This is a genomic window from Persicitalea sp. (assembly GCF_041751555.1).
Classification (GTDB): Bacteria; Bacteroidota; Bacteroidia; order Cytophagales; family Spirosomataceae; genus Persicitalea.
This window is the reverse complement of the sequence record NZ_JBGSXF010000225.1, coordinates 1-11763: the sequence shown is the minus strand read 5'-3', so window position 1 is coordinate 11763 and position 11763 is coordinate 1. Positions and strand designations below refer to the sequence as shown.

Below are 11763 nucleotides of genomic sequence, written 5' to 3'. Positions count from 1 at the left end.
GGCAACTTCGCGGGACTGTTTCTGGCGTGGCTGCAGTGGCAGTTTCACCTTATTCCACTCGATCAAGTGAATTATTTTATGGATACCGTTCCGATCGTCTTCGATTGGTGGACAGTGTTGCTTATCAATCTTTTGACTTTGTTATTGGTAGGTTTGGTACTGTTAATTCCAACGTATGTGATCACCCGCATTCAGCCGATCAAGGCGTTGCTTTTCAAGAAATGAAGCTCAAAAAGACCCTCACCCCTACCCTCCTCTGGGGCCTTGGCGTCGGCTACGTCATCTCCGGGATGTACTTCGGCTGGAACCTGGGCCTGCAGGAAGGCGGGACGCTGGGTATGGCTGTCGCGACGGGCCTGGTGATTCTCATGTATCTGGGCTTCACGCTGAGTTACGCCGAGTTGGCTTGCGCCATTCCGAAGGCGGGCGGGGCCTTCGACTACGCCAGCCGCGCCATCGGCGAGCGGGGTGGCTTCCTGGCGGGCATGGCGCAGAACATCGAGTTTCTTTTCGCGCCCCCGGCCATCGCGGCGGGGATTGGAGCCTACGTGTCGCTGTTCGTGCCGTCGGTGCCGCCGCTAGCGATTGCAGTCAGCGTGTACATTTTGTTTACCATCCTCAACATCCTGGGCACCAACGTAGCCGCTACTTTCGAGTTGTTCGTGACGGTAGTGGCTGTGATTGGGCTAATTCTCTTCGCAAGCATTACGCTCCCCAATTTCTCGACCGAAGCCTTCACTACCAACCCCTTGCCCAATGGCTGGGGCGGCGTCTTTGCCGCTATGCCCTTCGCGATCTGGTTTTTTCTGGGCATCGAAGGACTGGCCAATGTCGCCGAAGAAAGCCTGAACCCGCAGCGCGACCTCACGCGCGGCTTTCTGCTAGCGATGGCGACGCTGGTAGTACTTTGCGGCTTCACCTTTGTTTCGGCAGTGGGCGTTTCGGGATGGGAAGGGGTAGTTTTCGACGAAGCCGGACTGGCGTCCGACTCTCCCCTGCCCCTGGCCTTGCAACAAGTCGGTACCGAGAAGCACCCGCTGTACAACGTCATCATCGGCTTCGGAATTTTCGGGCTGGTCGCGTCCTTCCACGGACTGCTGCTGGCCGCCGGGCGCTCTACCTACGAGTTTTGCCGACTGGGGAATGGCCCGGCCCTCCTTGGCAAAATTCACGCTAAGTACCGGACGCCCGCCAACGCTTTGCTCCTCAATATGGGCATCGGCCTGGCTGCTCTGCTCACGCAGTCCACCGCCGAAATCATCATTCTCTCGGCCTTCGGCGCGTTGACGATGTATTCTTTTTCCCTGGTGTCCTTCATTATTTTACGCAAAAAAGAACCTGAGTTAGAGCGTCCTTTCCGTACGCCGGGCTACCCGCTGGTGCCGTGGGTAACGTTGATGATTGCGTTAGTTTCTCTGGTTGCCCTGACGATTTATAACCCGGTGTCGGCATTGCTTTACGCGGGTGTCATGGGGATTGCTTTTGGGTTGAAGTTTCTTTTATTTCACCGGAAAGGAAGAAAAGACCTCTCCTGACGCAAGTACTTTTAGCGGAAAAATCAGCACGCCTATCAATCCATCGGAGCGTACTCTGGAAATGAAAAACCTGATTATCGGTGCGGGGCCATCCGGCTTAGCCATCGCGGGAAGACTGGCTAAGGCAGGGCAGGATTTCACGGTGATCGAGAAGGGCCTTCACATCGGAGAAGCCTGGCACCACCACTATGACCGCCTTCACCTGCACACCGACCGTCGGTTTTCCGGTCTTCCCCACCGTCCTATTCCGAAAAACTACCCCGTTTTCGTGCCCCGACTGGATTTGATCAAGTACTGGGAGAACTACGCCAATCATTTCAATATTAAGCCGCTGTTCGGTCAAGCGCTGCAAAAGCTCAGACGAGAGGGTACTTTTTGGGTGGCAAAAACGGCGACCGATACATTCCGGGCCGAAAACGTCATGCTCTGCACTGGCTACAACCGCGTGCCGAATGTACCCCGCTGGCCAGGACAGGAGAAGTACCAGGGCACGATCCTGCACAGCAGCGAATACAAAAATGCCGATCTTTTTCGGGGTAAAAATGTGCTGGTGGTGGGGATGGGAAACAGCGGGGCCGAAATCGCCCTCGATTTGAGCCAACAGGCTGCCAGTACTTTCCTGTCCGTAAGAAGTCCGACCAATATTATGAAGCGTGATATTGCGGGCAAACCTACCCAATTGGCGGCCATTGTCATGAGTGCCCTATTGCCAAACCGGGCTTATGATGCTATTTCGCGGTTTATCCAGCAACGAACCGTGGGTGACCTGTCGGCCTATGGCCTGCAAACGCCGGAATATTCTCCCTCCGAGGGCGTTCGGATGGGTCGCATTCCGGTGCTGGACGTCGGCACAATCGAACAGATTAAAGCCGAAAAAATTAAGGTCACTACCGGGATTAGTCATTTCAGTGCCACCAGCGTCGAACTTTCGGACGGTCAAGTGCTGGGTGTGGACGCAGTGGTACTTGCCACGGGTTACCGGGCCTGGTTAGGCGAGTTGGTACCTGAGCTGGAACCCCTGCTCAATCGACGCGGCGGGGTAGATAAATTGTGGTACGATGCATTTCCCGGACTTTACTTCCTGGGTTTCAGTGAGCCGCTGACGGGCATTTTGCGCGGGATCAATCTGGACTCGAAGAAGATCGTGAAGCACCTAACCGCTGGCGGGGTTTAGAATAAACCACAAACTCCATTAAATTGCGCCAACGTCCACTTTGTGCGCTACGGGGTACCCCGTTTAAAACCTTTTCCCTTTCCTGCTTTTCTCCCTTCTCCTCAAATTCCCCGCATGGCTCTAAACTACATTTTCGTCTTCTTCTTTGTCATTGCCTTCATCATCGCCCTGGTGAAGTTCATTTTCCTGGGCGATACGCTTACCTTCAAACTCGTCGTGGAAGGCATGCTCGACATGGCTGAGGTCGCCGTAATGGACATCGCCCTGCCGCTGGCGGGTGTCATGACGTTCTTTCTGGGTATTCTGAATGTCGGCGAGAAAGCCGGGGCCATCAATGTGCTGGCGCGGGTCATCGGACCTTTTTTCCATAAGCTTTTTCCCGAAGTACCCCGCGACCACCCCGCCAACGGTGAGATGATCATGAACTTCGCCGCCAACATGATCGGCCTCGACAATGCCGCCACGCCATTCGGACTGAAAGCGATGCAGAGTCTGCAAACCCTCAACCCCGACCCCGACACGGCCTCCAACGCCCAGATCATGTTCCTGGTACTGCATACGTCGGGCTTGCAGATTATCCCCCTCAGTATTATCGCTCAACGCGCCATTCTCGGGGCCGAAAGTCCATCGGATGTATTTATCCCCTGCGTGGTGGGTACTTATGTGACCACGGTGGTGAGTATGCTCATCACGGCCACCTGGCAGCGGCTCAATATCTTCAACCGCACCATCATGTTTGGCCTGGGCGGACTCACCGCCTTCATCGCCATCGGGCTTTTCTTCCTGGCGCGACTGCCCAAGGAGCAGATCGAGACCGTTTCGATCGTCTTCGGCAATTCGGTACTGCTGCTTATCGTGGCGGGCTTTCTGCTGGGTGGGCTTTACAAAAAAGTCAACGTGTTCGACTCCTTCATCGAAGGGGCCAAGAGCGGGTTCAGTACTTCGGTGGTCATTATTCCCTACCTCGTGGGGATGCTGGTGGCGATTGCGGCGTTCCGGGCCTGTGGGGCGATGGATTATATGATCGACGGCTTAAAGTACCTCTTCTCTTTCGCCAGTTTCAACACTGAATTCACCGACGCGCTGCCCGTGGCCCTGATGAAACCACTTAGTGGCAGCGGCGCCCGCGCCCTGATGATCGACGCCATGAAGGAGTTCGGGCCGGATTCGTTCATCGGGCGCATGGTCTGTATTTTCCAGGGCTCGGCGGATACGACGCTGTATATTGTGGCTTTGTACTTTGGCTCCGTCGGCATCAAAAACACTCGCTACGCGATTGTGGCGGGGTTGATCGCGGATTTTGTGGGGGTGCTAGCGGGGATTTGGCTGGGGTATTTGTTTTTTCATTAGCCCTGTGGTACGGGCATCTTGCCCGTTTCGCGGATTCAAAAGAATCAAAAAGACGGGCAAGATGCCCGTACCACAAAAACCTATGCCCAAACCCTCCTCCGATATCCGCCCCCAAATCAACGCCTTCGACGTGGCGATGATCGTCATCAGCCTCGTCATTGGCGTGGGGATTTTTCGGACGCCCGCCATCGTGGCCCGACAGGCGGGATCGCCCGAATTGTTTTTTGGGGCCTGGGTCGTGGGCGGACTGGTGAGTTTGCTCGGGGCCTTTGTGTTCGCCGAAATCGGGTCGCGGCACCACTTTCCCGGCGGATTTTATAAACTCATTTCCACCGCCTTTCACCCGATGTACGCCTTCATGATCAACTGGGCGCTGGTGCTCACCTACGGCGCGGGCATGGCGGGCGTAGCCCTGCTGGGGTGCGAGTACCTGAACCCGCTGCTGCCCGAGTGGCTCCACAACCAACGCGGCATTCAGGGGACGGCGGCGCTGACGCTGTTTTGTTTTTACGTCATCAACATGCTGGGCATCCGGGCGGGCTCGCGCACCCAAAACCTGCTCAGCGGCTCCAAAATCGTGATGATGTTGGTACTTTGCCTGGGGGTTTTCTACCCGGCGGCTACCACTGATACCGCCGTGGTGGCCGAAGTACCTGCGACCACGAATTGGTTTACGGCTTTCGGAGCGAGCCTCATTGCCGTGTTTTTCTCCTACGGTGGCTACCAGAATACGCTCAATTTCGGGGCCGACATCAAAGACCCGGTGCGCAATACGCCCAGGGGTATTTTCATTGGGATGTTTACGGTGCTGGGGCTGTACCTGGTCCTCAACTACACCTACTACCGGGCGCTGGGTTTCGAGGGATTGCGCAACTCCAACCTCATCGCCGCCGATCTGGCGCGGGTAGTGTTCGGGCCGTGGGGTGAAGTATTTTTCTCGCTGGCGATTTTCCTCTCGGTGCTGGGCTTCGTCAACGCCATGATGCTCTCGATCCCGCGCGTGTACTACGCCATGGCCGACGACCAGATTCTGCCCGCCATTTTTAAGCGCGTCAATTCCCGCACCCAAACCCAGGAGTTCACGCTCACCTTCCTGGCCGCCACCTCCATCGGCTCGCTCTGGTTTCTGGACACCTTCGAGAAGATTGTCAACTACGTGATGTCCATCGACAGCATCGCCATTGCGAGTGCCGCCGCCACGCTGTTCGTGTTCCGGGCCCGCGCCGGCAAAGACGACCTACACCGGGGCTTCAAGATGTGGGGCTACCCGTGGCTACCCGGCTTTTTTGTGCTATTTTTACTCGTCGTCGCGGTTAATGTGATTATAACCGATCCGGGTTCGGCTTTGATTGGGTGGTTGCTGTTTTTGGGGGGCGGGCCGTTGTATTGGGTGTTAAGAAGGGGGAAGTGAGGTTTAGACCAAAGGGTTATTTCAAGTATAAGATTATTTTACTTGGCTTGGAAAATATTACCTAACTAGCTAACTTTATCCCGTCAAAGGCTCGAAATGGAAAATAAATTCATAAGGGACGTTTACTACTTCAAGGACTACTACAAGAGTTTTCTTAAAACCTTAGATCCAGCCGTTCAGAAGAAATTCGACTGGACATTACAGTTGGTAGCCACCCTGGACAGAATTCCCGATAAATATTTCAAGCACCTTACTGGCACGGACGGACTCTATGAGATTAGAGTCGAAGTTGGCTCCAACATTTACCGGGTGTTTAGTTTCTTTGACAAAGGGCAGCTAATTATCTTGATAAACGGATTTCAAAAGAAAACCCAGAGGACCCCGAAAAAGGAAATTGAACTAGCAGAAAAACTCAAAAAGCAATACTTCGATGAAAAAGACCATGAATAATCTCACTTCCTTCGCCGACCATCTCGACGAGCAGTACGGCGCACCCGGAACGGATAGCAGAGAGAAATACGAACAAGAATTTGAAGCTTTCAAACTTGGGGTTATGCTCCAGGAACTGCGCAAATCAAAGGGTATGACACAGGAACAGCTGGCCGAAAAATGCGGAACTACCAAGACCTACATTTCCAGAATTGAAAACAACGCGAGTGACATCCGCCTTTCGACCCTCATGCGGATAATTCAGGAAGGGCTTGGAGGACATTTGAAATTGAGCGTGGATATGTGAAGTTTATTGTACCCCTGACCCTCAGCGGGGTTTCAAAATGGGGGGCTACCCGTGGCTGCCCGGCTTTTTTGTGCTATTTTTACTCGTCGTCGCCGTCAATGTGATTATAACCGACCCAAGTTCGGCTTTGATTGGGTGGTTGTTGTTTTTGGGGGGAGCGCCGCTGTATTGGATTTTAAAAAGAGGGAAGTGAAGGAATAAAGGAGTCTTCTTATCAGCTTATGTGAATGTTTAATTCTCAATAGATGTTTGTCGGTTTGATAGCATAGACAAATATCTGCCCTTTTACATTACTTTTTCTGAGTAGAAACTGTATCATACGAATGCAAAAAACATATTTTGATATATTTACTGGAATAGGACTTGTCGATTATGCGCTAGTACCTAATGATTGGCATTTGTCATTTGCGTTGGATTACGAGCAAAAAAAATTCCAGATATTTGAATCACATTTTAATGGGCTATCTGACAGATATTCGGTTAAAGATATATTTGAGCTTAAAGCATCAGAACTTCCTTCGACATTTCTTGGACATGCCTCATTCCCATGTACAGATATTTCAGCCGCTGGTAGAAGAAAAGGTATTCAGAATGGAAAAGAATCGAGCGCTATAGATAGTCTATTAGGGGCTTTATATGCCAAAAATGAAGAAGAAAGACCTTCCGTCATGTTAACTGAGAACGTAAAAGGACTTTTAAAATCTAACAATGGCTTGGACGTACGATACTTATTACAACACTTCAATAAACTAGGGTATAGCAATGATCTATTATTAATAGATGCTAAACATTTTGTTCCTCAAAGCCGAGAACGTGTTTTTATTATTTCATTAAAGAAAGGAATCAATACTAAAAATATCATTCAAGATGAAGTATTTGAGACTTGGTCAAGACCTAAATCTGTCATAGATGTAATCAAAAAAAATTCTGACTTGTCTTGGTCATTCTTAACCGATAGGCCTTTGCCTTTATCTAACATTACTCTCGAAAGTATCATAGATAAAACTGATAAAATATTTTGGGATCAGGAAAGAACAAATTATCTATTCTCACAGATGTCGACAAAGCATCAAGAATGGATAAAATCAAGAAAAAAGAAAGAACAGTATTTTTACGGCACAGCTTTCAGAAGAATGAGGATCAGAGACGGCATTAAGCAAAGCACAGCTGAAATAAGAGTAGATCAACTTGCTGGATGTCTAAGAACTGCAAAAGGAGGTAGTGCGAAACAAATTCTAATTCGGGTAGGTAGAGGCGAATTTAATGTGCGCCTTATAAACGCGAAAGAAGCGGCACATTTGATGGGTGCTCCCAAATTTAATATCTCTCCAAAACACAGTCTTAATGACTACTTATTTGGATTTGGTGATGGAGTTTGTAGTTCTGTGATATCATGGCTTGATTCAAACTATTTAACTCCATTACATGAAGCTAATAAAAACATCAAAAATAAATCGACAATCACTTCAAATTTAATGCAGGAACTACCCAAAAATATTGAAGATAACATCTCTAAATTGTTTGAAGACTGGTCTGAATCCCATATGGATACTCATTCAGGCTTACCAATTAGAGGAAGATTATACGGTGCCTTAGTCGTATTACACAATTTTTTATCCAGTTCAGAAAATGAACCTTGGGGATTCGAAAACACTCTTGCGGTGGATAGCACTGATAAAGGTGAACATTTTGGTGATAGATCAATTAAAAACCACACCTCCCACAAAATCAATTTAGCATTAAGCACCTTAGGTAGGGCAGATCTGATCCCAAAGTCAGGAGGTGAAGCTGGCAGGACGAGTACAGGAACCAAGCGAGCCGGTCTCGACATGATTAAAATAGTTAATTCGGTAGTTTATAATGCTCCAAATAGCCTACTTCGAGAATACGGATTAGCATCTGTGAGAGTACTGAATAATCTTGTATTAAACAAGCTTGATGAGCATGAGGCGTTAGGTGGTATCGAGGTGAATTATTCTAGCAATGAAACTATTGGCTCATTCATTTCAAAGATTATTAACACTTCTTCCAGTAATTCAGGAGCCATTTTACAACATTTAGTTGGTGCTAAATTAGAATTAAGGTATCGAAATAATAGTAACGTTATTGTTTCACACAATAAGGCATCGACTGCGGATTTTCAGACGAAGCGAAGAGGGGATTTTGATCTTGGTAACAGCGTGATTCACGTTACAAAATCTCCTAACTTGGATCACTTCACAAAGGCTCTTGAAAATGCAAAATCTGGGAGAACTACTTATCTACTGATTCCCTCAGATAGAATGGGAATCAGCGATCTAACCAAAGATTTGGATCCAAGCTATCGATCAAAAGTAAACATATACAGTATTGAACAATTTATCTCGCAAAATTTAGATGAATTAAGTGAATTCAAGCGAGAGATATCTATCAATAATTTAGAAATTTTACTCAAAAAATATAATGAGCTTATTGACATATATGAGAATGATTCTAGTTTAAAAATTGTGATTCCAGATTTTGGAAATTAAACTAGTTCGCTGTGGTCTTCCTCCACCGTGGATTTCTATGACCCAGTACTTGGTAGTCTTCCACCATCAACGCGTTGTGCCCCCTGTTCGTCGTAGTCTTCCACCGTTGGCGAGTTGTGCGTATGTCTTCCGAAGGGAGACTGCGTACTAAAAATAAAAGGCCGTTTTTAACGATCCACCACCATTTTTCCCCGCTAACCAATTTGCAATCGGGGTTGAATCTCCTCGCGTTTGCAACGCGAATACCAGCAAAAGAAAATGTTAGATCCACGGTGTGCGGGGCCTTCCGAAGGGAGACTGCGTACCAAAAGCAAATAGCCACTCGACGGGTTAGCCCGTCGAGCGGCCTCTTATTTGAGGTTCGTAGTGTCAAACTTTATAAACAACACTGCTTACTTCACGCCAGCCTCAATGAGTACACCAGCCGTGTTGTTTTATGGGACTCGAATACGAACCATACCGTGGAGCCAGTTATCGATAGGCTTCCCGAACCGGACACCCTGTCATTCATCCATTGATGCGGGTAAGGTCTATCTTGAAAATAAGGATCGAATTAGCCGGAATACCCGATTGTGCTTGTGATCCGTACGCCAGACTCGGCGGTAAGTACAGCGTGATGCTACCACCGGGGCTGATCAAGGGAATGCTCTGCTGCCAGCCTACAATAAGCCTTGATAAGTCGAAACTTATGCCTGAGGCACTGTCAAACATATTGCCGTTCGTTAGCGTACCCCGGTAGTTAACCGTAACATTCGAGCACAAAGTAGGTTTAGCTCCTGACCCAGGTGAGTCGATGGTATAGTAGAATCCCCTATCGTCCGCCGTAGCCTTGATGTTATTCGCATCAAGGTACTGTTTCAAGGTAGTCACTTCGCTCTGCGGTGCTTTTGTGGTTGGGATAGCCCTGTCACAGGCTACATTCGGATCATTTGCATCATCTTTCTGACAGCTGCTGGCAAATACTATGCAGCCAAGAAGAAGAAAACCTTTCCATTTCATTTCTATAAAGGTAGTTGATTAATCGGTTTTATATAGCTATACCTATATAAATGGATTATGGTTCACAGGCAGTAGTTTCTTATTCCGTTCTTCGTAAGCTTCTAATCTTTCGCGCTTCGTAGTCTTTCACCGCCGTCAAGTTGTGCGTATGTCTTCCGAAGGGAGACTGCGTACCAAAAGTAAATAGCCACCGACGGTCGGCCCCGTTCAACGGCCCACTATTTGGAGTTCGTAGTGTCGAAAACTATGAACAACGGCGCTCGATGTATCTGAAGCACATACAGCCGGGTCTTTCTTACCAATAAAGCAGATTTTGACTCGTGGTGAATCCTTTATCGTTCGTATCCTATGCATTCAACAGCATACAATGCACTATCTGCAATTGGAAATACGCCATTGGTGCGTCTAAGCAACATCGTTCCCGATCAATGTGCTGATGTTTACCTGAAATTGGAGTACCTGAACCCCACGGGTTCCTTTAAAGATCGTATGGCGCTGGCTATCATTGAAGAAGCCGAACAACGGGGTACTCTCCGGCCCGGCATGACAGTAGTCGAGTGTACAGCAGGGAGTACCGGCACAGCACTAGCCTTTGTTTGCGCGGTGAAAGGGTATCGCTTCCGGGTGATCACTTCGGACGCTTTTGCAAAAGAGAAACTACAGTCAATGCGAGCATTAGGTGCCGAAATTCAGCTTGTTTCAAGCGAGGGTGGCCGAATTACACCCGACTTGATTCCTCGCATGATTGGGTTAGCGGCGGAATTGGGACAAGATCCTGAGAACTATTGGACGCGCCAGTTTGAAAACCGTGATGCCATTGAAGGATACCGAAAAATGGGTAAGGAAATTCGGCAACAGTGTCCGGCATTCGTGAACGTTTTCGTGGCAGCTGTTGGCACGGCGGGAATGCTTACGGGCGTATCCTTGGAACTGAAACATACCGGCCCTGATACGAAAGTAGTGGCTCTTGAACCCGCAGAATCGCCAATGTTGACGCAGGGTATCAAAGGCAGCCACAGTATCGATGGTGTTGGAGTGGGATTTATTCCACCGATGTTATCGGCTGAAGCTTACGATGAAGTAGGTGCTATATCGGAAGCACGCGCTCGTGAAACTGCCCGGCTCCTCGCCGCTCGTGAAGGTATTTTTGCGGGTACATCTACCGGACTTAACGTGGCCGCTGCACTAGACATTGGTTGCCAGTTGGGGCCCGGTCATACAGTCGTAACGGTTGCCTGTGATTCGGGTATGAAGTACCTGGCAGGTGGCTTGTTTGACTGGTAGGATAATTTTGTTTATCCGGAGTCTGTGTCCTATAGACCTGAGCACTTGAAACAAAAATTTTCGTATTGTTGCATTTGCAAAAATTAATCAACCACAAATCATAAACAAGATATGGTCCCCCCCGAAAATACCGAAGTCTTTGAGTTGCCGACATCCACGATGTGGTTTGATGAACATGGAATTCTCTGCACCGTAGCTAAAAAAGTTCCTCAGCAAACGGTAGAAGAAGCAAAAAAGACGATGGAAGAATTTAGAAAGATAACAGGCGGAAAAAAAATTTGCCTGCTTTCTGACAGCACGGATGCGCCTCCGGCTAACAAAGAAATGCGTGACTATGCCGCAGAGGTAATACCGGAAATCGCAAAAGCAGTGGCCATAATCTCTCGCTCGGCCGTAGGAAAAATGGCGGCTAATCTATTTTTTAGTATCAAAAAACAACCGTATCCCGTAAAAATGTTTAATGATGAAACTGAGGCAAAAGAATGGTTAAAGCAATATTTGTAATAGTACATTAACCATGACAACTTTTTCTTTTTTCAGTTGGTTCAAAAATCTTTCTATTGCCAGGAAGTTATATTCCGTGGTAGGTATCATGGCTGTTCTTATTGTTGTTGAAATTGGAACACTTTATTTTGCTGTTCATACCCTTTCGTCCGTAAGGGCTTTTGTAGGCGCAGAAGGATTATGGTCAAAAGCACAAAAAGATGCAGTTTACAACTTGCAACAGTATTCTCAAACCCATAGTGAGAAAGACGAACAAGCAT

11 protein-coding genes and 1 pseudogene are annotated in these 11763 nt (G+C 48.5%); 11 read left to right on the top strand and 1 reads right to left on the bottom strand.

Going from position 1 to position 11763, the window contains the following annotated elements:
- The 8 genes and pseudogenes from ACEW8P_RS08085 to ACEW8P_RS08050 form a co-directional block, all read left to right on the top strand.
- A pseudogene (locus ACEW8P_RS08085) lies at window positions 1–225 on the top strand (ABC transporter permease); the annotation flags it as partial.
- On the top strand, window positions 222–1535 hold the full coding sequence (gene eat / locus ACEW8P_RS08080; RefSeq protein WP_373512582.1) for an ethanolamine permease: 1314 nt from the start codon (window positions 222–224) through the stop codon (window positions 1533–1535). The pseudogene ACEW8P_RS08085 and the gene eat, both read left to right, overlap by 4 nt.
- Before the next feature lie 61 nt (window positions 1536–1596).
- The gene (locus ACEW8P_RS08075) at window positions 1597–2709 is read left to right on the top strand and encodes a flavin-containing monooxygenase (protein ID WP_373512581.1); all 1113 of its coding nucleotides are present in this window, start codon (window positions 1597–1599) and stop codon (window positions 2707–2709) included.
- Window positions 2710–2823: 114 nt separating this feature from the next.
- Window positions 2824–4059 carry a nucleoside recognition domain-containing protein gene (locus ACEW8P_RS08070; RefSeq protein WP_373512580.1) on the top strand — a complete coding sequence of 412 codons (1236 nt, stop codon included), beginning with the start codon at window positions 2824–2826 and terminating at the stop codon, window positions 4057–4059.
- Between the two features lie 61 nt (window positions 4060–4120).
- A complete protein-coding gene (locus ACEW8P_RS08065) occupies window positions 4121–5470 on the top strand; it encodes an APC family permease (RefSeq protein ID WP_373512579.1) in 1350 nt (449 codons plus the stop codon).
- Window positions 5471–5566: 96 nt separating this feature from the next.
- Window positions 5567–5920, top strand: coding sequence for a type II toxin-antitoxin system RelE/ParE family toxin (locus ACEW8P_RS08060; RefSeq protein ID WP_373512578.1), 354 nt, complete (start codon window positions 5567–5569; stop codon window positions 5918–5920).
- Window positions 5901–6206, top strand: coding sequence for a helix-turn-helix domain-containing protein (locus ACEW8P_RS08055; protein ID WP_373512577.1), 306 nt, complete (start codon window positions 5901–5903; stop codon window positions 6204–6206). Before ACEW8P_RS08060 ends, ACEW8P_RS08055 begins: the two co-directional genes overlap by 20 nt.
- Before the next feature lie 323 nt (window positions 6207–6529).
- Entirely contained in the window at window positions 6530–8716 is a 2187-nt protein-coding gene (locus tag ACEW8P_RS08050; RefSeq protein ID WP_373512576.1) for a DUF4928 family protein, read from the top strand.
- Between the two features lie 507 nt (window positions 8717–9223).
- Here ACEW8P_RS08050 and ACEW8P_RS08045 read toward each other — a convergent pair.
- Complete coding sequence (locus ACEW8P_RS08045) at window positions 9224–9586, bottom strand: FKBP-type peptidyl-prolyl cis-trans isomerase (RefSeq protein WP_373512575.1); 363 nt, start codon at window positions 9584–9586, stop codon at window positions 9224–9226.
- A gap of 477 nt (window positions 9587–10063) precedes the next feature.
- On the opposite strand from ACEW8P_RS08045, the gene ACEW8P_RS08040 reads away from it, so the two are divergent.
- The 3 genes from ACEW8P_RS08040 to ACEW8P_RS08030 form a co-directional block, all read left to right on the top strand.
- The gene (locus ACEW8P_RS08040) at window positions 10064–10999 is read left to right on the top strand and encodes a PLP-dependent cysteine synthase family protein (RefSeq protein ID WP_373512574.1); all 936 of its coding nucleotides are present in this window, start codon (window positions 10064–10066) and stop codon (window positions 10997–10999) included.
- 111 nt (window positions 11000–11110) lie between these two features.
- Window positions 11111–11503, top strand: a complete 393-nt coding sequence (locus tag ACEW8P_RS08035) for a hypothetical protein (protein WP_373512573.1) — start codon at window positions 11111–11113, stop codon at window positions 11501–11503.
- 13 nt (window positions 11504–11516) lie between these two features.
- On the top strand, window positions 11517–11763 hold a 247-nt coding region (locus ACEW8P_RS08030), incomplete at its 3' end, for a hypothetical protein (protein WP_373512572.1).